The organism is Paenibacillus sp. SYP-B3998 (assembly GCF_010820665.1).
GTDB lineage: Bacteria > Bacillota > Bacilli > Paenibacillales > NBRC-103111 > Paenibacillus_E.
Genome location: NZ_JAAIKC010000003.1, coordinates 193,599 through 215,341, shown reverse-complemented (window position 1 = coordinate 215,341; position 21,743 = coordinate 193,599). Strand labels below are relative to the sequence as shown.

Annotated in this window: 27 protein-coding genes; 9 read left to right on the top strand and 18 right to left on the bottom strand. The window is 42.9% G+C overall.

What is annotated here, in order from left to right:
* The first annotated feature begins 12 nt into the window (after positions 1–12).
* Together GK047_RS11365 and GK047_RS11360 are read left to right on the top strand one after the other, a co-directional pair.
* The gene (locus GK047_RS11365) at positions 13–267 is read left to right on the top strand and encodes a YpbS family protein (RefSeq protein WP_163945930.1); all 255 of its coding nucleotides are present in this window, start codon (positions 13–15) and stop codon (positions 265–267) included.
* 14 nt (positions 268–281) lie between these two features.
* Complete coding sequence (locus GK047_RS11360; protein ID WP_163945927.1) at positions 282–446, top strand: hypothetical protein; 165 nt, start codon at positions 282–284, stop codon at positions 444–446.
* A 54-nt stretch (positions 447–500) separates the two neighbouring features.
* Here GK047_RS11360 and GK047_RS11355 read toward each other — a convergent pair whose 3' ends face one another.
* The 3 genes from GK047_RS11355 to GK047_RS11345 are packed head-to-tail and all read right to left on the bottom strand — an operon-like array spanning position 501 to position 1,749.
* Positions 501–1,139 carry an NUDIX hydrolase gene (locus GK047_RS11355; protein ID WP_163945924.1) on the bottom strand — a complete coding sequence of 213 codons (639 nt, stop codon included), beginning with the start codon at positions 1,137–1,139 and terminating at the stop codon, positions 501–503.
* 36 nt (positions 1,140–1,175) lie between these two features.
* Positions 1,176–1,430, bottom strand: a complete 255-nt coding sequence (locus tag GK047_RS11350) for a DUF2164 family protein (protein ID WP_163945921.1) — start codon at positions 1,428–1,430, stop codon at positions 1,176–1,178.
* Entirely contained in the window at positions 1,402–1,749 is a 348-nt protein-coding gene (locus GK047_RS11345; protein WP_163945918.1) for a Dabb family protein, read from the bottom strand. The genes GK047_RS11350 and GK047_RS11345 overlap by 29 nt, the downstream gene beginning before the upstream one ends.
* Before the next feature lie 193 nt (positions 1,750–1,942).
* On the opposite strand from GK047_RS11345, the gene GK047_RS11340 reads away from it, so the two are divergent.
* The 3 genes from GK047_RS11340 (at position 1,943) to GK047_RS11330 (ending at position 3,802) form a co-directional block, all read left to right on the top strand.
* Entirely contained in the window at positions 1,943–2,167 is a 225-nt protein-coding gene (locus GK047_RS11340; RefSeq protein WP_346010323.1) for a hypothetical protein, read from the top strand.
* A 151-nt stretch (positions 2,168–2,318) separates the two neighbouring features.
* Entirely contained in the window at positions 2,319–3,305 is a 987-nt protein-coding gene (locus GK047_RS11335) for a YpdA family putative bacillithiol disulfide reductase (protein ID WP_163945916.1), read from the top strand.
* A 194-nt stretch (positions 3,306–3,499) separates the two neighbouring features.
* On the top strand, positions 3,500–3,802 hold the full coding sequence (locus GK047_RS11330) for a hypothetical protein (RefSeq protein ID WP_240343904.1): 303 nt from the start codon (positions 3,500–3,502) through the stop codon (positions 3,800–3,802).
* Between the two features lie 59 nt (positions 3,803–3,861).
* On the opposite strand, the gene GK047_RS11325 is transcribed toward GK047_RS11330, so the two are convergent.
* The 10 genes from GK047_RS11325 to GK047_RS11280 all read right to left on the bottom strand — a co-directional run bounded on the left by GK047_RS11325 (position 3,862) and on the right by GK047_RS11280 (position 12,796).
* Positions 3,862–4,422: a DNA-3-methyladenine glycosylase I gene (locus GK047_RS11325; protein WP_163945913.1), complete on the bottom strand. Its 561-nt coding sequence runs from the start codon at positions 4,420–4,422 to the stop codon at positions 3,862–3,864.
* Positions 4,423–4,516: 94 nt separating this feature from the next.
* Complete coding sequence (locus GK047_RS11320) at positions 4,517–5,305, bottom strand: TatD family hydrolase (RefSeq protein WP_163945910.1); 789 nt, start codon at positions 5,303–5,305, stop codon at positions 4,517–4,519.
* Positions 5,289–6,065 (bottom strand): ABC transporter ATP-binding protein, encoded by a 777-nt coding sequence (locus GK047_RS11315; RefSeq protein ID WP_163945907.1) that lies wholly within the window; start codon positions 6,063–6,065, stop codon positions 5,289–5,291. Before GK047_RS11315 ends, GK047_RS11320 begins: the two co-directional genes overlap by 17 nt.
* Positions 6,066–6,083: 18 nt before the next feature.
* A complete protein-coding gene (locus GK047_RS11310; RefSeq protein ID WP_163945905.1) occupies positions 6,084–6,851 on the bottom strand; it encodes an ABC transporter permease in 768 nt (255 codons plus the stop codon).
* The gene (locus tag GK047_RS11305; protein ID WP_163945902.1) at positions 6,851–7,141 is read right to left on the bottom strand and encodes a thiamine-binding protein; all 291 of its coding nucleotides are present in this window, start codon (positions 7,139–7,141) and stop codon (positions 6,851–6,853) included. The genes GK047_RS11310 and GK047_RS11305 overlap by 1 nt, the downstream gene beginning before the upstream one ends.
* Positions 7,142–7,165: 24 nt before the next feature.
* Complete coding sequence (locus GK047_RS11300) at positions 7,166–8,224, bottom strand: ABC transporter substrate-binding protein (protein WP_240343903.1); 1,059 nt, start codon at positions 8,222–8,224, stop codon at positions 7,166–7,168.
* A gap of 300 nt (positions 8,225–8,524) precedes the next feature.
* Positions 8,525–9,370, bottom strand: a complete 846-nt coding sequence (locus GK047_RS11295) for a patatin-like phospholipase family protein (protein WP_163945899.1) — start codon at positions 9,368–9,370, stop codon at positions 8,525–8,527.
* A gap of 178 nt (positions 9,371–9,548) precedes the next feature.
* Positions 9,549–10,511, bottom strand: coding sequence for a carbohydrate ABC transporter permease (locus GK047_RS11290; protein ID WP_163945897.1), 963 nt, complete (start codon positions 10,509–10,511; stop codon positions 9,549–9,551).
* 10 nt (positions 10,512–10,521) lie between these two features.
* Positions 10,522–11,409, bottom strand: a complete 888-nt coding sequence (locus GK047_RS11285; protein ID WP_163945894.1) for an ABC transporter permease subunit — start codon at positions 11,407–11,409, stop codon at positions 10,522–10,524.
* Positions 11,410–11,428: 19 nt separating this feature from the next.
* Positions 11,429–12,796 carry an ABC transporter substrate-binding protein gene (locus GK047_RS11280; protein WP_163945892.1) on the bottom strand — a complete coding sequence of 456 codons (1,368 nt, stop codon included), beginning with the start codon at positions 12,794–12,796 and terminating at the stop codon, positions 11,429–11,431.
* Between the two features lie 212 nt (positions 12,797–13,008).
* On the opposite strand from GK047_RS11280, the gene GK047_RS11275 reads away from it, so the two are divergent.
* On the top strand, positions 13,009–13,725 hold the full coding sequence (locus tag GK047_RS11275; protein ID WP_163945888.1) for a GntR family transcriptional regulator: 717 nt from the start codon (positions 13,009–13,011) through the stop codon (positions 13,723–13,725).
* A gap of 62 nt (positions 13,726–13,787) precedes the next feature.
* On the opposite strand, the gene GK047_RS11270 is transcribed toward GK047_RS11275, so the two are convergent.
* From GK047_RS11270 to GK047_RS11260, 3 genes are read right to left on the bottom strand one after another with little or no spacing between them, the layout of a single operon-like run.
* A complete protein-coding gene (locus GK047_RS11270) occupies positions 13,788–15,353 on the bottom strand; it encodes a DUF3369 domain-containing protein (protein ID WP_163945885.1) in 1,566 nt (521 codons plus the stop codon).
* Positions 15,353–16,885: an ATP-binding protein gene (locus tag GK047_RS30350; protein WP_163945883.1), complete on the bottom strand. Its 1,533-nt coding sequence runs from the start codon at positions 16,883–16,885 to the stop codon at positions 15,353–15,355. Before GK047_RS30350 ends, GK047_RS11270 begins: the two co-directional genes overlap by 1 nt.
* Positions 16,886–16,898: 13 nt before the next feature.
* A complete protein-coding gene (locus GK047_RS11260) occupies positions 16,899–17,279 on the bottom strand; it encodes a hypothetical protein (RefSeq protein ID WP_163945880.1) in 381 nt (126 codons plus the stop codon).
* A gap of 323 nt (positions 17,280–17,602) precedes the next feature.
* Here GK047_RS11260 and GK047_RS11255 point away from each other — a divergent pair, with 323 nt between their 5' ends.
* Both GK047_RS11255 and udk read left to right on the top strand, forming a co-directional pair.
* Positions 17,603–17,920, top strand: coding sequence for a hypothetical protein (locus tag GK047_RS11255; protein WP_163945878.1), 318 nt, complete (start codon positions 17,603–17,605; stop codon positions 17,918–17,920).
* Positions 17,921–18,036: 116 nt separating this feature from the next.
* Positions 18,037–18,672, top strand: coding sequence for a uridine kinase (gene udk / locus GK047_RS11250; RefSeq protein WP_163945875.1), 636 nt, complete (start codon positions 18,037–18,039; stop codon positions 18,670–18,672).
* Positions 18,673–18,705: 33 nt separating this feature from the next.
* Here the strand turns inward: udk and GK047_RS11245 are convergent, their stop codons facing one another.
* The gene (locus GK047_RS11245; protein WP_240343902.1) at positions 18,706–19,884 is read right to left on the bottom strand and encodes an MFS transporter; all 1,179 of its coding nucleotides are present in this window, start codon (positions 19,882–19,884) and stop codon (positions 18,706–18,708) included.
* Entirely contained in the window at positions 19,871–20,416 is a 546-nt protein-coding gene (locus GK047_RS11240; protein ID WP_163945872.1) for a hypothetical protein, read from the bottom strand. Before GK047_RS11240 ends, GK047_RS11245 begins: the two co-directional genes overlap by 14 nt.
* Before the next feature lie 172 nt (positions 20,417–20,588).
* Between GK047_RS11240 and GK047_RS11235 the strand changes: the two genes are divergently transcribed.
* Entirely contained in the window at positions 20,589–21,704 is a 1,116-nt protein-coding gene (locus tag GK047_RS11235) for an aminopeptidase (protein WP_163945869.1), read from the top strand.
* The last annotated feature ends 39 nt before the right edge of the window (positions 21,705–21,743 follow it).

Genomic DNA, 21,743 nt, shown 5'->3' with positions numbered 1-21,743 from the left:
GAGAACATTAACATGAGTGTACATGAAGCGATAACGAAACATTCCACTGGGCAGCATCTGCATTTGGTCCGATTCGCTGAACTTGAAGAGCAGCGGGAGCAAGCGATCGAAGCTTGTGTCGATCTTTGCAGACAAGGTCTTCCGTTCTCGGTTGATGCCATCAATGCAGCTACAGCCGAAATCATCGCCCATGCCAAACAAGGCATTTCTCCTCTTCGTTCGTATGTAACGGAGGACATGGTGCGCGATTACGTTAACAAAGGGTAAGGAGAAACCGTTCGATGGGTGTTTTAACGTTTATTTCCATGCTGATTATGGGATCAGCCTTCAGTGCAGGCTTCCTGCTGCTTTTCAAGCGAAAAACAGCACCAGGCATTCTATTTATTGTCCTGTCTGTTGTTTGCTACTTCTTGTATGCCTACATAGCTAACAAGTACTTTGTATAAGCTGTTACGCCAAAGAACCGTGCGGTCGCATCATCGCTTCGGTTCTTTTTTCGTTTATTTGGTCCACGATTGCTCTCTCAAGGTGCGGAACAAAAGCTCAAAGTATGCTTCCGGGTGCGGAACTAGGTCAGTCAGTGAAATTTGCTTGCGATTCACGATAAGCTGTCCCTCGTTCGACAATTGGAATCCATTGGCCTCTATAACGTTGATTTGTCCATGAACCAGCTGTTCCAACGCAGACACCTTCACGGCAAATATACCGCTAACCTCTTCCGGTTGCAGGATGTACGACTCCAATGATTTGTCGCATCTATGTACAAACACGTGGCAAATCTCACGATCAATCAATTGTTCCGAAATGAAGTCTTCCTCTATGAATGTCCCACAGCTAACTAACTCTTCGAAATCAACTTGAAGACCTAGCTCTTCTTCTAATTCTCTAACGCCGTCTCTAACGGTCTCCCCCGCTGCTAAATGCCCGGCCGAAGAAATGTCTAGCAAATTCGGAAACAGGTCCTTATCAGGGGATCTGAGCTGTAGTAAAAGATCGGGTTCCGTCTGTTCATAACTAACAATCCAGCATTGGAATGTGCAGTGCCATAATCCTTTCGCATGCACTTCTGAACGCGGAGCTATGCCAATCCAATTCATTTGCTCATCATAGATGTCAAACATTTCTTCCTGCTTGTTCATGGTGTTCGCTTTCTCCCCTCAACCAAACATGATGAGTCATCTTCTTGATGATTTTGATTTTTGCAAGGCATAAATGTCCTCTTCCAGCGAAACCATTTTTTCCACGACAGTCTTTCTCACTTCATCTAATGCTTGATTATAAATTGGAACAGCCAGCTGCTGTAGCATATAATCGATCATTTGTTCAATCGCTAGGCGGCCTAAAGTTAGATTGTGATCCATCTCCAAATGGCTTTGCAAATCTTCAATCATCATTTCTTTCTCATCTTTCGGTAATTTCAAAGGTATCATGATGGCTCCCTCCATTAAAATCAATGAAATCCATTTCTTGAAAACGACTTACTTGATTTACCCAATATTCCGCTACATACCTGGTAAGTAAAGGATGTACCTGATAGGCATCATACGCTGCTTGGTTGGCAAAAACCATAGAGAAACCATAATCGTAATTATTATTAAAACTAACTTGCTGTAATACCTCAAAATGCTCAACGCCTGGAATCCGTGACAGCTCATCTGCGCTCTCTTTCAAAAAACAATCTGTCTCCGGTGTACCTTTACCTGTATGTAAACAAAAAATGACCACATGTTTAATCTGTAATTGATGCATGGTTTTCTCTGCTCCTTTTTCTCTGCCTATTTTTCATTATAACGCAAGTTGTCCACATCATTCTATTTTTGGCTTCCATCCATCCTCTTTCTTAGGAATAGCTTTATTAAAGTAGACGTTTGACAAACCTTCCTAGTTTCATGAATTCCCTCAAATTGGGAGAATAATCGAATAAAATGGTTCTAGCATGCACATGTTAAGCTTGGTAACAAAAGATTTTAAAGAAAGGATGATAACCATGGTTGAAAACAATACACACGCTGGCGATTACAGGGGTACAACAAATACGAACGCCAAAAATCAAGATTTGGAATTTGTGAATGACACCTTGGAAAACGCACCTAATATCAGTTCTGTTAGCATTGCAAAAGACGATATTAGTGAAGACAATGAGCAAGAACAGCTGAATCAAAAGTAAGCCGGCACAACCAAGAGCTCAACGAGCAGTCAACTACTTCCTTCTAGGATGTAGCTGGCTGCTTTTTTTATTGCAGTTACCCGTTTGTTTGGCACAATTCTTATAGATGCTGTACGATGGAATGAGGAAAATTGCTAAGGAGGTCGTTATTATGGAACAAGTTATCGTTATTGGAGCTGGTCCTTGCGGGCTATCCGCTGCAGTTGCTCTACAGCGAGCTGGTTTATCTCCATTACTGATAGAAAAAAGCAGTATTGTGAACGCTATCTACTTATATCCTACGTATTTACAATTTTTCAGTACGCCCGAGCTGTTGGAAATTGGTGATTATCCGTTTATTACCCCACATGAAAAGCCATACCGCCAAGAAGCTTTAGTTTATTACGGTGAAGTGGCGCGCAGGGAGAAATTGCGCATTCGCTCTTATGAAGAAGTCGTTGATATTGAAAAACTGTTAAACGGTTTTACAGTTCATACTTCCGATCAATTCGGTAATAAGTCTACTTATACATCACGCTACGTCATTATAGCTACAGGTTACTTCGATCATCCAAACCTGCTTGGTATACCAGGCGAAGAGCTGCCCAAAGTCACGCATTACTACAAAGAAGCCCATCCTTATGCAGGTATGAAAGTTGCTATCATCGGGGGCAACAATTCGGCAGTTGATGCCGCTATGGATTTAGTTCGCGTAGGTGCTGATGTCACTGTTCTTTATCGAGGAAGCCATTTTTCCTCCAATATCAAACCATGGGTTCGGCCCCTTTTCGAAAGTATGGTAAACAAAGGTCGTATTCAAATGTGGTTCGATTCTCAAGTCGAGCGAATTGAAGAACACTCTGTCATCTTCCGAATGGGAAATAAACAAGCCTCCCTGGACAATGATTTCGTACTTGCATTGACTGGTTTTCGTCCAGATCGAAAGCTTCTCACTGCTCTAGGGGTAGGCATCCATGAAGAAACCGGAGCTCCTATTATCAACACTGAAACGATGGAAACAAACATTGAAGGCCTATATGTTGCAGGAGTCGTTGCTTCATCGAAATACGATGCCAATGAAATTTTCATTGAGACTGGACGGATGCACGGTTTAGCGATTACTCAACACATTTGCGCAAAAAGAAATCTCTCCCTCTAATGAACGAAGAAAAGATTGCTTCCAATACGGTGATTTCTACCCGTTGGCTGCAATCTTTTTATTCATTTTCTGAACGTTCATCTTCCATCATGGCATTTTTCCATATTTTATAATCACCTCTTCCATTACGAACAAATGTTTGCTATAATAAAAATACAAACAAATGTTCTTATTAGGTGAAGGAGGTTGTTTACATGATGAATACAAGTCACAATTTCCGTTTTATTGAGCGAGACTATTGGTACCAGAAGGCATTGTGTGACACCGATTATCTTCTACCCGGACAAATCGAACAGCTACTAGATGAAGCACATAATCACTACTGCGATTACACATTTAAATTTTATGATGATGGTTCTGTAACGATTATTGATAATGAGACGAACAATAAGATTAAGCCGCGTGAATTGACTGGAGCCGTTTACGATTTTTATATTCGCAAGCGGATTTATTTAATCAAAGTTAATTTGCAAGAAAAACAACTTCAATACGCTTAACCTATAAAAAAAGCGCGCTTGATTGAGACATTTGTCCTTATCAAGCACGCCCTTTTTAATTATTGATGCGTATAGCGGAAACAAGCTTTTGTATGATCGTTTACCATTCCTGTAGCTTGCATATAGGCATAACAAATTGTTGATCCAATAAATTTAAAGCCTCGCTTTTTCAAGTCCTTGCTCATCGCGTCGGATTGCTCTGTTTTAGCAGGCACTTGGCTTAAATCATCCCAATGATTTACGATAGTTTGGCCATTTACGAACCCCCAAATGTAACGGTCAAAACTACCGAACTCATCTTGGATTTGAAGAAATGCCTTTGCGTTCTGAACGACAGCGGCAATCTTCAAGCGATTGCGAACGATGCCGGTATTTTGCAATAAAGAGGACATTTTTTCCTCGTCGTAGTTCACAATCTGCTGCGCATCGAAATGATCAAATGCTTCTCGGTAGGTCTCGCGCTTTTTCAGTATCGTGTACCAGCTTAAACCAGCTTGTGCACCTTCTAGATTGAGCATTTCAAACAGATGGCGATCATTATGGACAGGAACACCCCATTCGTGATCATGGTAATCGCGATATAATGGGTCTTCATTGACCCAACCGCATCTGACTGTCATCTAACGCACCCGCCTTATCTCAAATCGAACACAAGTTCTCTTTTACATTATAATGACAGTTCGAATTGATGTCCAGTTACGTTTTCCCATCCGTTTAGATTCCGTAAAACTGCTTCGTATTCATTTGGAGACGATATGCTGCGTCTTCAGCTTTAATAGCTTTGAGAAGTGCAATTTGCTGTACAACAGCATGAATGATCCTTGGATGTGTTTCTTGACCTTCAAATGGTCCTTCGAAAGGCCAAGGACCGTCCGTTTCAACCATTAACCGCTCAAGAGGATAACTCCGAACCAAAGCTTGAATTTCTTCTTCATATAAGACGTCAGGTGTAATGGAAATATAAAATCCAGAACGAATCATTCGCTTGACCGTTGCATCAGAACCTTTAAACCAATGAAAGTGTGCCTTAGCTATCCCATGCTTGTCCAGTAAGTCGCAAACCTGATCAGCATCTTCATAAACAGCGTGTAGGACTACGGGTTTCTTTAAGCTAGATGCTAGTCCCAGCAGACGATCTAAAAGCTTTAGATACGGGGTCAAATCAAAGGTTATACCTTTCTCCTCAGCTTCCTGCCGCATATAATAGGGCAAGCCAATTTCACCAATAGCAACCATTTCATCCGCATGGCTACTGACCCATTCCATTAATTCAATAAGTTGCGCCTCATTTGGCAGTTCTTGCTCAGGATGGTATCCGTATGCAGCGAATACGCGGTCAGGCGCACTATCTCTTAGTTGCTTCGTCACTATACATGATTCTAGATGCCTTGAAACGGCCACTACTGCTTGAACATTATATTCTTCCAACTCAGAAAGGAGTGCTGCAGCTTTAGATCTATCATACATATCCAGATGGATGTGGGCATCAATGCCTTTTATCATAAATGATCTCCTTACGCAGATGAGCTTGTATATGGAGACGCAATTTTTGAAACTCTGGTTCCAACATGACGGACTCTTGTCGAGGTCGTGAAAATGGAATCTTCAATTCTTCCAGAACGGTAGACGGCTTGTTAGACAACACATAGATACGATCCGATAAAAACAAGGCCTCTTCAATACTGTGCGTAACAAAAAGAATGGAACGTTTGTTCTGTTCCCATATATTGAGCAGCCAAGCCTGCATATCTTGCCGTGTCAGAGCATCTAATGAGCCAAACGGTTCATCCAAGCACATCAGCTCCTGTGGACTGAGCAGTGCTCGCAAAAAAGACACGCGCTGCTGCATGCCTCCAGACAAAATATGTGGCAGTTCTCTCTCATAACCACCTAATCCTACCTTAGGCAGCCACTCTCTAGCCTTTTCAAGTGCGCTTGAGCGAGACTCTCCTGCAACTTCCTGCGCAATGACAACATTTGATTCTATCGATCGCCATGGAAATAAAGCTGGCTGCTGCGGCATGTAGCTAATTAACCCTTTTCTACCTGTAATGTTAACGTCATCCAACCAAACCTCACCCGCAGAAGGCTTCAAAAGACCTCCAATAATATGAAACAACGTGCTTTTCCCACTACCCGAAGGACCAATAATCGAGACAAACTCTCCATCATTAACATGCAGGGTGATATTAGAAAGCACAGAAACTCTTTGTTTTTTAACTGGAAAGGAATGATATATGCCTCGAAGCTCTAATTTGCTCATCTACTCATCACCTCCCTCTTACGATGAACGTTTGGCATTCCAGCGGATAACAAGCTTCTCAACCCCTGCAATAAGCCAGAAAAACAGCAGACTCAAGCTAACGATAATGAATATGGCAACGAATTCTCGGTCAGCACGAAAGGAGGATTTTTGTAGAATCATATAATATCCTAAACCTTCTCCGCTGCCCAACCATTCTGCTATAACAGCCCCCATCACGCTATAGGTGGCGGATATTTTGAGCCCCGAGAAGAAAAAAGGCAAGGCATGCGGCAGCTCAAGCTTAAAGAAAATATGCCGCTTGCTTGCCCCAATCATCTGCATATAATTGTACATGCTCCGGTCTGTTTGCATGAATCCATCTAACGTAGCCATGGTCACAGGAAAGAAACAAACCAAAGCAATTAATATGATTTTAGGTAAAATGCCGAAGCCGAATAATATGATTAGTAGGGGCCCTAATGCTATTGTAGGAACATTTTGCGATAAAATAAGGAGCGGATAAAAACCAGCTTTAAACCCCGGCACCGCATGCAGCAAGCTAGCCGTGACGATCCCGATGCTGACCCCAACTCCAAACCCAATGAGCATAATCCGCATCGTTGCAAGAGTGTGCATCCACACACGCGACATGTCTGTCGTCCCATCTGTCACGATTTTTAGCGGGCTTGGCAATAGCCAACTAGCCGTATTCCCCCAAGTAACGGCAAGCTGCCATGAAAGCAACACAAGGATGACCACAACGAATGGTGGCCATCCCGCTTTGAACCAGCGATGCTGTTTCATTATCTGTACTTTTCTGTCAGCTTGTCCATCGACGCGCCTGAAGGGTTGAAATAAATCTTGACTTGGGAAATCACATTTGGGCTTCCCATTTCGATCATAGCTTCATTCATATCCTGGATAATAGCAAGAAGCTGAGCCAGTTCCCCTTCCATCGTTGTTTCTAACGGACTGACAAAATATTTAACGCCAGACTTGGCAATCACTTCAATCGCGCGATCTACATAGGGAATTACATCTTCGTTATTTTTTGTTTTAGGAATAATTTGAATACTAACAAGAGCATTAGCCATAGAGCTCAACTCCTTTTCCTTTGATTATTTGGAACCAGCTGGCAAGAAATCGTTCGTAAACGCCTTGTCGATTTCTAAGTTTTTCTCTAACAGTTTATGCTCCAGCATCCAGTTCGCATAATTCTCCCAAACACTGCGCTTCTGTTCGCCCCAGCGAGGCGCATCGTCTTTATAGCGTGGACTGAGCCATTTTTGACTAGCCATCACGAGCTTCTTATCCAAATCCGGTACAGCTTTGATTAAAATGTTAGCCGCATCCTCCGGTTTATCGATTGCAAATTGATAGCCTTTAGCCGCAGCAGCAGTGAATGCTTTAACTAGCTCCGGTTTCTCTTTGATCATTTTCTCATTTGTCGCCAAAACTGGTGTGTAATAATCCAGTTTATCCGAATATTTGTTCAAATAAATCATGTTGAGCGGTTCACCGCGTAGCTCAGCATCAACGCCAGTCCATGCATAAAAAATCCAGGCAAAATCGATATCACGTTTCACGGCCGTGAAATAATCCGCATCCCCAATATTAACCATTTTCACTTTGGAAGCATCTGCTTTTTCAGATTGCATAAGCGATTCAATCATCGCATTTTCAGCTGGAGCGCCCCAACCGCCATAGGTTTTGCCTTCAAAATCCTTAGGCGTCTTGATATTTTTAGCTATAGGTGATGCAAAACCAGACGTATTGTGCTGAATAACAGCTGCGATTGACACTAACGGTACGCCTTGAATACGTCCTTGGGTGACGCCTTCCTGATAGCTGACACCGAATTCAGCAGCTCCCGAGGCAATCATCGTATCGGCTCCACCTTCACCAGGTTGGATAATTTGTACATTTAAGCCTTCTTGCTCAAAGAAGCCTTGATCTTTGGCCACGTAGAGTCCAGTGTGGTTCGTATTCGGTGTCCAATCCAAGACCACCTTCACATCGGTTAATTTCTTAACAGGCGCTTGACTAGCGGTGGCTGTCGCCGAAGCAGCTGGTGCTTTAGTTGATGTCGCATCTGGTTTTGCCGCTTGATTCCCACATCCGGATAAGGCTACAGTCGCGCTGACTAGCATTAGTGGTGCAATGTGACTCCATTTCATTTGTAGCTGTCTCCTCTCTGATTTAAACCAAAAGAAAAAGCCCCCGGAATCCGGGAGCGCCATGTGAGTAGAAAATGAGAAACCCATGCGATATAATTCGTATGGACGTACATTTGTGCTAATTCTCTACGCTGGCATTACCCAGATCAGATTAACGGTTAGTGACAGTTATGGTCACATTCTCAGCCTGACTCCTCAAGCTCCCGTGGGTCTTATTGGTTTGTATCTACTACCATACATGAAGTTTCCTTTGATTGCAACGCTTATGCAGGAAACTCATTAGATTTCAATGGGCTATACCTACAGCCAGTCTTTCATTTGTTGCCCCATTCGCTTCGCATCCTCATACCCTAGTTCATGTAAAGCCTCCAACTTCTTCGGATCTTTTTCCATGCGACCCACCACCACTTTGGCCGATGGGCGAATAACTATCGCGCTTCCCTCATGCTCCATACGCCCAATCGTCTCCAACGTATTATTGTAGATCTCACTTCGATTAACCAGCACGTTGACTAATCCGTTATATTGAGGATAAATACTTCTAGCTAACCAACCTTGCTTAAATGGTCGTTTACGGTATCCATATTCCTTTGTTAACACGATAACATGCTTCTTATTACCATCAGCGACTGACTTTTGTACAGGAATCGGATCCACCAGCCCTCCATCAAACAAAGTGCGGCCTTCATAATGAATAGGCGTAGCTACAAAAGGCAGCGAGCTGGATGCTTGAACAATCGGCATCGTTTGCTTCATCAGTTGATGCTTCGTGTAATAAATGGGTTGCCCAGAATGAGCATCCGTTGTGCCTATCGCGAATTGCTGATCTGAATTGTAAAATGTGTCATAATCAAACGGGACGAGCTCATTTGGCAGTACATTAAAAATAAAATCCATACCAAATATACTTTTATGACGAATTAGATTACGATAGCTCAAATAGCGGGGATCGCTAATATACCCAATGGTCACTTTCTTGTTGCGTCCTTGCTGTTTCGAGATATATGAAACCGCGTTGCAAGCGCCGGCCGAAACGCCAACCACATAAGGAAAATACAAATTTTGTTCCATAAAGTACTCCAAGACTCCTGCGGTATATACCCCACGCATACCTCCGCCTTCCAGTACGAGTCCGACTCCTTCCAAGGTGACACCCTCTTTCTGTCTATCTCAAGCCCTTTTCTAGCATACAGGAATTGTAAACTAAAATAAATGCCCCTCCGTCTTCGTAAAAAAGAGGGAGGGGCAGAATATTTGCTAATTATAATCAGGATTCGGCTTTTTTGCTTTAAATATTCCGATTTTGCCGATATTTGCAGATTTTTTATTCTTTCACTGCTCCAGCCGATAGGCCGCTGACGATATAACGGTATAAGAATAATGAAATCAGCACTGGTGGCAGCGAAGCAATCACGCCTCCAGCTGTCATCAAGCCCCAATCGATACTATGTTTACCAATAAATTCTCTAACTGCAATTGGCAATGTTTTGGAAGCATAGGTTTGACTAAAAGCACTTGCGAACATGTACTCGTCCCATGAATTCAAAAAGGTGAAAATCGCTGTTGCTGCAATGCCTGGAAGGGCCAATGGAAGAATAATCCGAAACATTGTGTTTAATTTACCGCAACCATCCATGTAGGAAGCCTCTTCCAGCTCTTTGGAAATCGATTGAAAATATCCGGTCATCAGCCAAATCGCAAAGGGCAACGAAAACGAGATGTAAGCAACGGTCAGCGCAAAATGCGTGTCTAATAGCGGCTTCGTGTGCAGCAGCGCAATCGAGGTGAATGGAATGTTTATAGATATGCCATCCCGCATCATGATGTACATGGGCACGATAATACTAATCGATGGCAAAAGCTGCATAGCCAAAATCGTAAATAGCACCGTCACACGTAAACGAAAACGTAATCGAGCAAGTGCATATGAAGCGAAAATCCCCACGAAAATGGTAATGCCTGTTGTCCAGAAACCAACTGAAATACTGTTATAAATGGCGTGTAAAAAATCACTGCCAGCCTTCCCATCAAATAATTTGCCATAATTCGATAGTGTCAGGGATTGCGGAATGAGATTTCCTGAGAGTAGATCCTTAGACTGACTGAATGAGGTCGTAATTAAGTAAACGAATGGTGCTAAGGTAAATAATGTTAATGCGACAATGGTCAACCATAAATAAAAAGGCGGCATCAATTCATTCGAATTCACTTTAAACAAAAGCGATCTCCATTGGGTTGACGCTGCCGTGGGTGTGTTGTGCTCCACTTGCTGCTTCATCTGATTCATCTGCTGCCTCCTATGCTTCCATATCCTGATTTTTTTTGAGTAACATGATATAAATAATAATCAGAATGAGGATGAATAATGTGGAAACCCACGCCATAGCCGAAGCTTTACCCAGATAGAAATAACGAAACGAGTAATTGAAGGTCAGATAGGAAATCGAAGTCTTCGGATCTCCCGTAAAAACAGTTAATATGTCATACACACGATACGCTCCTATGATCCGCAGCACCACGGCTACGATCGCCGCAGGAAGAAGCTGCGGGATCGTAATATGGGTGATCTTTTTCCAGAAACCAGCTCCATCCATAACAGCTGCTTCATACAGCGAGGCAGGAATTGACTGCATAGCTGCAAGCAAAAGCAGTGTCATGAAAGGGGTCATTTTCCATATATCTGCAATCGCGGCAAAGGTAACAACCTTTAATGAACTAGAAAGCCATAGAGGATTGGAATCCGGCGCAAGCACATGTAAATCGTGCAAAACTACGGATAAAGCGCCATACCCAGGTTGATATATCCAGTTCCAAAGTAATCCGCTGACGAGCGTTAGCATGGCCCATGGAACAATAATCATACCGCGAAAGAAAATTCGCCCCTTAAACATATGGTTCAGGACCATTGCACTAAAAAAACCTAAGATAAGTTCAAATCCAACGGAGAAAACGGTGAAGTAAGCCGTATTCCCCATAGATACCCAGAAATCGTGCAGCTGGAACGTTTCCGCGTAATTGCGCAAACCAACAGGTTCAATCGCAGATCCATCCATTAAATTGTATTTATAAAAGCTCCATACCGTCGATTGAAAAATAGGTACAATGAACACTTTAAATAAAATGTAAATCGTTGGAGCTAGCAAAATGATTGCTAGCGTCGTATCTTTACGCGCACGAACGGCCACTGCATTTCCCCCTGTTTGTTTACTTCGCTGCTCGCTTAATGGCCTCATCAATTTTAACTGCCGCTTCGTCAAGCGCTTGCTGAGGCGTTTGCTTCATAATGAGCGCACTATAAATTTGGTTGGATAAAATATCTGCCCACTCCACGTAACCAGGTGCGTTCGGACGATTAAAACCATAATTAAATTGCTCCAATACTTTCCCAATTGTTTTGGATTCGTCAAGGGCAATAACTTGCGGGTCTGTGTAAAGTTCTGCCAAAGCAGGATACACACCCTTCTCCTTATAATCAGCCAGTTGGAAATCCTTGGAGCCGATCCACTTCAGAAAAGCAAGTGCTGCTTGCTTATTTTTACTACTTTTCATAATGGCGATACCTTCAGAACCTGAAATAGCCGCTGAGACTACACTACCTTGCCCAGGAATCAAGCTCATGTCCGACTTCCCGACTACCTGAGACTTAGTAGGATCATTCAGATCGGTAAACATGCCTTCCCAGTTGTTCATCAATGAAATTTTCCCAGCTGCAAAAGCATTCTTCACATCGTCTTCCGTCCATTGCAAGCTACCGGGATCCACTGTTTTATCGACATTAATGAGATCGCTCATATATTGAAGCGCTGCTACCGCTTCTTTGGAATTCACTTTAATTTGACCTTTCTCGTCTACGAACTTACCTCCCATCGCAGAAACGATCGTCCCGAAATCAATATTCAGCGACTCTGCTTGCTTCCAAGACCAACCTGACGCGTATATGCCTGATTGCGTTAATTTCTTCGACATCGCACGGAATTCATCTAGTGTCTTCGGAGGTGCGTCGTAACCGGCTTTCTTCAACATTTCCTTGTTCCAATACTGATGCTTGGTGCTTGAATAGTAAGGCATCGCAACAACATGTTTATCATAAATGACCGAATCAAGCGAAGATTGCGTATATTTCTTAAGCACATCGGCTGGAATGACAGTTGTCAAATCTTCCGCAATGTTACCTTTGAAAAATTGGCCGGCCCAGATGGTATCCATTTCAATAACATCGATATCCGAGGAATTGGAAAGTGAGGCCGTCGTGATTTTACCATACAGCGAGTTATAATCAACGCCAATCACATTCACTTTAATCCCTGTTTGTTCAGTAAACTTCTTCGTAATGTCAGTGAGTTTACCGTCCGGGTCAACAAGAATAACCGTAATTGTCTTACCTTTCAGAGAGGGATCGTCTAATTTGCTCCAATCGAGTGCGGTCTTGGACGGTTCACCTGTGGCCCCCGCTGAGCTTACTGCCGTTGGAGATGAACTAGGATTTGAAGATGGAGCAACGCTGCAACCTGATACAACGGACCCAACAAATAAAGCGCATACAACAGTTTTGCTCAAGGTAATCGTTTTCATTAAAAAGCCCCCCATGCCATATTTTATTTGTAATAACATTTAAATCAATGTTATTATTTGTAACTACAAATGTCAATTAGAAATTTAACAAAAAATATTAAAAATAACGCTATTTTTTTAGTTTTTAAACCAATAGCTTCCTATTCACATTCATTGTCTATTGCTTTATAATGTAAAAAGATGACAACACATGTTAGCGGAGGATATTTGTAATGACAAAGAGACATCGAAACTCCCTTTACTTTGTCGTAAAGGAACAAATAATGAAAGATATTCAGCTAGGTGTGTACAAAGTAGGAGATCGTATTCCGACAGAATCCGAGCTTTGCGAGCAATTTCAAGTGAGCAGAACGACAGTCCGGTTTGCTTTGCAGGAACTTGAAAGCGAGGGTATTCTCGAACGCATCCAGGGCAAAGGAACGTTTATTAAACGCAAAGAACTTCAGCTCCTGCCCACTCGGAGCTTTGCTGAAGATATTCTTTCCCAAGGTAAAGTACCTGGCAACAAAATTATCGAGGCAAGCGTTATTCCTGCTGAGTCGCCGCTTGACGAATTTCTGCAAATTCCGACGAACTCGCCGATCACCCGAATCATCCGTGTTCGGTATGCAGATGAAGAGCCTCTCATTTACGAAAGAACCTTCATCCCTTGGAGTTTAGCACCTGGATTATCCAATGATAACTGGGACGGCTCCCTTTTTACGCATCTGAAGACAAAGTACAAATTAAGCATTCATCGCTCTGTTGAAAATATCAAACCTGTGCTCGCCGACAAAACCGCGAGTAAATTGCTCAATATTAAAGAAGGCATGCCCTGCTTACAGGTCAAAACCTTTACCTATTTAATCGATCAGACCCCACTTGAATACAATTTCGGCATCTTCCGAGGCGACTTTCCTAATTACAGAGTTGAGCGTATTTTTGAATAATCAAATAAAAAAAGGCTGATCTACCGTCAATCATCCACGGGAGACCAGCCTTTTTGGTTAAGCTAACGTTGTTCTTTATATTTTTCTTTAATGACGAGAAATTCGTCAAGATGGGCTAAGAAGAGGTCAACAATAACAGGATCGAAGTGATGCCCACGTTCTGACCTCAGGAGCTCAAGCACCCTTTCTAGCTCCCACGCCTTCTTGTAGACACGATCGCTGCACAAAGCGTCAAATACATCCGCTAACGCGGTGATTCGCCCATAGATGTGAATCTCTTCGCCCTTGAGACCTTGCGGGTAGCCCATGCCATCATACTTCTCATGATGCTGCTGTGCGATAATGGCTGCAGCATTCAGAACTTGTTTGTTTGAGTGCTTCAACATCTCGTAACCTAGATTTGAATGAGTTTTCATAATATCAAACTCTTCTTTGGTTAACGCGGCTGGCTTATTCAAAATCGCGTCGGGGATGCCGACTTTGCCGACATCATGCATCGGGGAGGCGAGTCTGATAACTTCTGCTTCTTGTTCTGATAAACCGTACTTAATCGCGAGCAGACGCGAATACTCCGCTACCCGCTTTACATGATGACCAGTTTCCTTCGATCTTGTCTCCGTAATTTCACCCATTGTATAAATGATTTCATTCTGCGTGCTTTCCAATTCCTCGTTTAAATAAATGTTCTCGAAGGCAACCGATACGTTCGTACAATAAATATCTACCAGATAGTGCTCCCATTCGGTGAGTGCCTTGAATCCATTCATATAAATGACATTTTCCATGCCCATTTTGCTCTGAAAATAAATAACGAAGCGATCCGGAGCGAAGGAACTTTTTTTCGTATGGAAAGCTTGCTCAATCTCACCAAGGACCTCGTCCGGGACTACATCGCGGGCCCTTTGATCGCTTCCTGAAGCATAGTCGCCGCTAGCCGCTAAAATATAGATGTCCTCTATACCTTTCGTTACCGCGAAACTGCAGTGAAGAGCGTTCTTATGTAAATTCACGATAGACGTCATTTGCGTCAGTACGCCTGACGCGAACTTTTTCATCGATTGCAGCTCGAACAGAGTAGCTGAAGATTTAATGATTTCTTCTAATCCCGACCTACTCTTCTCGATCGTTTTAATATCCCGGTAAGAACGAAGAGCGGTAACAACCGTTGTGAACAACTTTTGAGTAGTTAACTCTGTTTTTTCCTTGTAGTCATTAATGTCATAATCCATAATCACGGTTTTCTCAGGAGCTTGACCCGGCTGACCCGTACGCAAAATAATACGAATTGCGCGATTCCTCAGTTCCTCGCGAATGTATTTCACAACTTGGAGTCCCGCATCATCCTGCTCCATCACAACATCTAACAAGACCAAAGCTGCTTTCGGCTGATTCGTCAGCAATTGTTTGGCTTCATGTGCCGAAAAAGCGCTGTGAAACTCAAGTTTTTTTCCATCAAATTCAAAATCCTGCAAAACCATCTTCGTTACTTGATGAATTTGTTTTTCATCGTCAACAATTAGCACAACCCATGGCTCTTGGTCGCCTTCTGCTTCTACAACGGAATCCGTATCTTCCTCATCTGCAAAAAGTAGCTCATCTTGATCAATCGGCTGGTCGTTATATGTCATTACACGGATTCCTCCTCTTTTGGAATTTCAATTTGGAACAGGCTCCCTTTACCTAAGGAGCTGGAACAACGAATGGTGCCACCAAGCGATTGCGTGACTAAATTGTAAACAATATTCATACCAAGTCCTGTTCCCCCCTTACCACGACACGTAGTAAAGAAAGGATCGAAAATTTGATCTAGAACCTCCTGGTTCATTCCTTTACCGTCATCTGTGTAGGCCAAGGTAATTCGATCTCCATGATCAGCTACACACAAATGAAGGTTTCCTTCCTCTTCAGGGGCATAGGCATGATTCAATGAATTCATCACTAAATTCGTGATGATTTGGGATAAAGCGCCTGGATACGAGTAGAGCACTAAATGATCCTCGCAATATACATGCACACGAAGCCTCGTTTTTTTCAAAGTTGGTTTCAAGCTCACAATGATGCCCTTCAAATACTCATGGAGGTGAAAGGAACGCTTAACCTCAACGCTTTGATCAACAGATATTTGTTTGAAGCTGCGAATCAAAGAAGACGCACGGTCTAAATTGGACTGCACCATTTCATTCGTCTCTTTTACAACTGAAAGGAACAGTTCTAGGTCGGACTTCTTCATCTTCCCTGTTTCATATAAGCTTTGGAATTCCTTCGTCTTCTGATCCAGATAAGAGACAGCCGTCACGCCGATTCCGATCGGGGTATTAATCTCATGTGAAACACCAGCGACAAGTCCACCCAGTGCTCCCATTTTCTCAGATTGCACAAGCTTATCCTGCGTGCTTTGCAGCGTGTGCAATGCATGCTGGAGCTCTTGGTAACGTAAATCCAAGTTATCCACCATATCATTAAACGCGTCGGATACGTCTTCGATTTCGGGGGATGCTTTGAATTCAAGCTTAGGCAGCTCGACGCCTTGCTTCGCAAGGGTTGCTGCTTCCCTTAATCGGTGCAGCGGACGAATGACAATCTTGCGCAAAATCAGCCATAATAGCGTAGATAAAATGATGGCGATGCTAATGCCAACTACTAGGATTAACTTCGTGCGAGCCTTGAGTAATGCCGTTTCCTCGGAAGAATCGAAAATCACCTCAACGGCTCCAACCACAGCGCCATCCTCTTGTAGAGGAGCAGTTAAGCGTACGATGGGCTTATCACTCTCCTCCATTGGCATGCGGTCAACAATGGTTTTATCTTCAGCCGGCAGCATGACTCTAGACGGATGTAGAATTTTCCCAACCTCCAAGCGATTGGAAGCCGCCAAAATCTTTCCCTGTTTATCATAGAGCTTCATTTCAAGAACACGGTTATTTTTATACTGAATATAATCAAAAATTTGTTGAATATCGCTTATAGAGTGTGATTCTTCATAACGTCCGTTGATCGCAATGGTCATCCCGCTTATCTGACTTACATAAGCTTGGCGGATCGATTGATTTAAACTAATCGTATCGAAAGCCATCATCGTCGACAGCATGAGTACCGTTGCGCACGTCACAAGAAAGATGATTCGTTGCTGCAAACTTAATCTCTTTTTTATATTTGGCACAAGATATGGGCTCCTATTTCACATCGAAATTAATCGTTTTGCTTACATCGTATGGGGTATGATCATTATTATGTAGAGATAATTTAACGGTATGTGCGCCTTTACTCAAGTGCTCCAATACCTCCTGTCTGTCCATTACATTAACCTTTTCCCCTTGGTCCAGGGATAAATGGATATGGCCTTCGCCTTGTTTGCGTGCATGGTCATAATGCTCTTTGGATAAGATGAGATCTGTCGATATATGTAAGGTTGCCGTATCGTCTTTTACATCAGCGCTTACTTCTAAGGTGGGTTTATATGTTGCAACGTTTGCCTGATTCGTCTTGGCAGCACCGCATCCAGAAAGCAGCACGGTAGCTGCCGCAATCAAGCTTAGACGATTTAATTTTGTCATACCTTCATCCCCTATCAAGCCTTCAATGTCTATTCTTGTCAAAAAATATCGATTAGTTCTAGCTTAAAAAGAATCCTTTCGTTTGTCCATCTTTATTTTGATTCTATAAGTTATCGCCTAAACAATCTTTAAATTTGTTTATTTATTAAGAATTTTCCAATAATAGATGTCGAATTTAATAAACAACCCTCATATTTTGCGCTTGCCCAGGAAATAAAACAATTTCCCGCTATAGGAATGATTCCTCTACATTTAGAGCAATGTAGTAGAGTCGAATTCAAACACCAACGAACACTTATTCATCTAAGGAGGAACTACATAAGATGACAGAGAGCAGACAACACCAAGCACCCGTTAAACACGCGATGGAAGCAGCCGAACAAGCCATTCTGATTGCACAGAAAGTTGAACATAAGCTTCATATGGCAATTACGCGAGCCGATCCTCAAGCCATTCAATCGGCTCAAGCCGCACTCGTTCAGGCAAAGCAGCAAATAATTGCAGCACAAGACCAATTACACACCTTTGATACACAGGAATACGGACAGCAAGTACAGCAGACATTGGAGCAATTGACACAAGCCTCACAGGATCTTGAGGCCAATCAGGAAAAGTTTCACACCCCCAAACAAATCCGTTAATAAGCTTCAAAGATGAAAAAAGCGATCGAAAAACGATCGCTTTTTTCATTTTTGACGAACATTATGTTAAACTAATCGGGATACGTTTCAAGTTACTTGGGGAGGCACTACAATTCATGCTTGTTATTGGTATAGCCGGGGGTACCGGATCAGGAAAAACAACAGTTGCTCGTTCCATCATGAACAAGCTGGGTTCTGCGAACGTGACATTAATATCGCAAGATAATTATTATCTTCCTCATAGTAATCTTACTTTCGAAGAGCGGGAACGCATAAATTACGATCATCCAAACGCATTTGAGAACGGTTTGCTCTTACAGCATTTAAGCGAATTAAGAAACGGAAATTCAGTTGATATTCCCGTTTATGATTTTTCCAAGTATGCTCGCTCGCAAGAAACCATTCATATTGAAGTGAAGCCGATTGTGTTACTGGAAGGGATTCATGTACTGACCGATGAAGAGCTGCGCGGCGCTTTGAATATTAAAGTGTTCGTAGATACGGATTCTGATGTCAGGATATTACGTCGTCTTTCTCGTGATATCAATGAACGAGGCCGGACGCTGCAATCCGTATTCGATCAATACTTAATGACAGTTAAGCCCATACATGATGCATTTATCGAGCCTTCCAAGAAATATGCCGACATCATTATTCCCGAAGGCGGAGAAAATGAAATCGGCATTTCCATGCTAACCATTTTAATCGAACGCTATATGACGGACCGCGCAGCTAGCTACGTAATCGGTTAATTCCATTAATTAATAAAGACACTCAAGTACCCGTTAAGGTCTGAGTGTCTTTTTCCATCCTCCAGAACGTTGAAAAGCAAAGCCAGCTACCACAAATATGAAATAAAAGAAGCCAAGGAAGTAAAAAATGCTTGCATAACTAAGATAACGAAGACTTAAACCGCCAATGAGCGGACCAGCGATGCTTCCCATGCTGTACTGGATAGAACCAATGACATTTGCAGTTGGCAGTAAGTGCTTCGGCAAAATGTCTGCGGCATAAGCCAGTCCTAGCGAGAAGAACGAGCCTACCATCCCTCCTGCAATGCCAAAGAGAACGCCGATTAACCACATATTACTGCCCGCTAAAGGCAGACATACAAAAGCAAATGCTCCAACGAAGCCTGCTACCATCAAGATGTTTTTGCGTCCAATACGATCGCTCCAAATACCTAGGGGCAGTTGCATGATGAGACCACCTATGCCGATAATCGGCAACAGCAATCCAATATTGTCCTCAGTGAGGCCTATACGGAGCGCATAGAGCGGAAAGTTGCTATTCATCGAGGCTTCCATATACCCATAAAGCAATGATGGAATGAGTGGAAACCACGCAAGCGCAAATACCTTTGAGGCCCGTTTATGTACAGCTTCACCGCTCTCACTCTGCTCTGGTCGTTCATTTGGCAATCGCAGCAAGAACGCTAGAACGATTAGGAAAAAACCGCTCGTTGTGAGAAAAGGTACCCATGTTCCCGACTTCAGCAGGCTAATGCCAATAGGGCCCAAGCTGAATCCGAGGCCATAGGCCATACCATATAAGGATATATTCCGACCTCTATGCGCTTTGGGGCTCGAGGAAACGATCCAGAGTTGCGTTGCAAAATGAAGGGCGCTGTCTCCGACCCCAACCATTAATCGAAGCACAAACCAGAAGCCTAGCTGCTGCCAAACTGGGAATAGACATGTTGCTAACGTAACAAGGATCATTCCCACCGTTATTACTGGCTTATACCCGAACCGTCTTACTGGTTTTTCTATAAAAAACATCGTCGAAAAGATTCCAATATAGAGCGCCACTGCATTAAAACCGTTGGCGTCGGCAGATACGCCGGAGCGATCGAGCAGAATCGTCAGCAGTGGCATCAGCATCCCCTGACTCATCCCTGCGACGGTCACGACTAAAATAAGAATAAATAATCTACCGTTCGTAAGGGGTTTATTGATGTTCATTTGTAAGATCAACAACTTCCCATCGCTCCGAGTAATCGTATAGCTTATCATGCAGCTGAGCGTCGAATCGGACATCAATGACCAACCGTACTTTCTTAATCCATTCCTTAAACGATGGATAGGTCACGAAGAGGTTCGCATAACGATCGCTCACCATGATAAAATAGGGTCCTGGATTTTTTTCTGTTAAAAAATTCAACGAGGTATCCAAGGGCGTATATTTTTTCCTTTTCCCTTCCCATGTATCGATATCCAGCAGGACAGACGAAGGTGTCTGGCGCAAATAACTTTCCAACTGTTTTACTCGCGCATGAAACGGTAAATCGCAAGGAATTCCCATTCTACGCAGAGTCTCTTCGTGCTGCGGGTAAAAAATCGCGCGGACAAACTTCCGCTTATCTGCCCATGAGGCTATACGGCCAATGTCTGTGTCTGTCCAATCCTCGAAAGTTTCGAAGATGAGGACCGTTCCTTTACGGGTTTGAGCCGGCGGTTCGTATCCGAAAGGCACTTTAATTTGTTGTTTTGCCATGAAGTCCTCCTCTAGTTGTGTTTGATTCATTCACTGATCGCTACAGCTTTACATCGATTTACATTGTAGCATACCCGTACACTTCCACGAAATGACTTAATGAATTCGCATCGAGTTGACGAATACGCTATAATTTGAAAGTAACTATTTTCAAATGAGGGAGTCCTACCGTATGAGAGATCCAAGATTACAAACCTTCGCACGTAACATTATCCGCTACTCTGTAAGCTTACAACCCGGCGAGAACATATTAATTGAAATGATCGGTGTCAAAGACCCCGAGCTTGCAAAATGCTTTATTGAAGAAGTGTATGCGGTTGGCGGCAAACCATTCATAGAGCTTCGTGAGCCTGCTATTCTTAGAAGTCTGCAGCTAGGAGGCACGGAGGAGCAGTTCAAAGAATGGTCGGATTTTGAGCTGGCCCGTATGAAACAGATGGATGCCTACGTTGCCGTACGAAGCGGAGACAACATAACTGAATCTTCCGATGTTCCCGATGAGCAAATGAAATTATATTTAAAATTTTTCCAACGTCCTCTATTTGACGAGCGCATCAATAATACCAAATGGTGTGTAATGCGTTACCCAAATCCTTCGATGGCGCAATTGGCTGGTAAAAGCACGGAAGCTTTTGAAGATTTCTACTTCAATGTTTGTAATCTTGATTACAGCAAAATGGCTGTTGCTATGGAATCTTTGGTTGATTTAATGAATCGTACAGATCGTGTGCGACTCGTTTCCCCAGGAACCGACCTTAGCTTCTCTATTAAAAATATTGGAGCAGTCCCCTGTTCAGGGCTTAGAAACATCCCAGATGGCGAAGTTTACTCCGCACCTGTGAAAACATCTGTCAACGGTGTCATTAGCTATAATACGCCGACCATCTACAGCGGCACTTCTTTCGAAAACATCGTACTCCGATTTGAAAATGGCCGGATCATAGAAGCGACCAGCAATGATAGCAAAAAGCTGAACGATATTCTCGATACTGATGATGGCGCACGCTTTATTGGCGAATTCGCAATCGGTGTGAATCCTTTCATCAAGCATCCAATGAAAGATATCCTATTCGATGAGAAGATCGATGGCAGTATTCATTTTACGCCGGGTCAAGCCTATGAAACTGCCGATAATACGAATCGCTCATCTGTACATTGGGACATGGTGTTAATTCAGCGCCCTGAGTATGGCGGCGGCGAGATTTACTTTGATGACGTTTTGATTCGTAAAGACGGTCGTTTCGTTATTGCAGAGCTAGAGAAATTAAACCCAGAAAATTTAATGTAATGAAAAAACTTCTCAAATAAAAAAAAGCAGCTGCATCTT